Raw genomic sequence first — 329 nt, 5'->3', positions numbered from 1 at the left:
TAAGAGCGGAACCAATCTCAAACATCACCCAAAAACGGATATACCCCCAATCACCCAGCCACCAAATCCCCCACCCGTGCACTGCGCAAATACGTCTGATACAACGCCGCATAAGCCCCCCCACGATCAATCAACGCATCATGCGCCCCAAGCTCAACGACCTGCCCATGCCGAACCACAGCAATCCGGTCCGCATCCCGGATCGTCGCCAGCCGATGGGCAATGATGATCGCCGTACGCCCCAGACACAGCCTGCGCAACGCCCGTTGAATCCGCCGCTCTGTGTGAATGTCCACCGCCGAAGTCGCCTCATCCAGCACCAGCACCGC

General features: G+C 59.6%; 1 pseudogene. It reads right to left on the bottom strand.

The window, feature by feature from the left end:
* Positions 1-50 precede the first annotated feature (50 nt).
* Positions 51-329 (bottom strand): annotated as a pseudogene (locus HX846_RS33275) (ABC transporter ATP-binding protein); the annotation flags it as partial.

It is taken from the genome of Pseudomonas sp. K5002 (assembly GCF_013386655.1).
Classification (GTDB): domain Bacteria; phylum Pseudomonadota; class Gammaproteobacteria; order Pseudomonadales; family Pseudomonadaceae; genus Aquipseudomonas.
The sequence above is the reverse complement of the archived record's forward strand: the minus strand, read 5'-3'. Positions and strand labels throughout refer to the sequence as shown.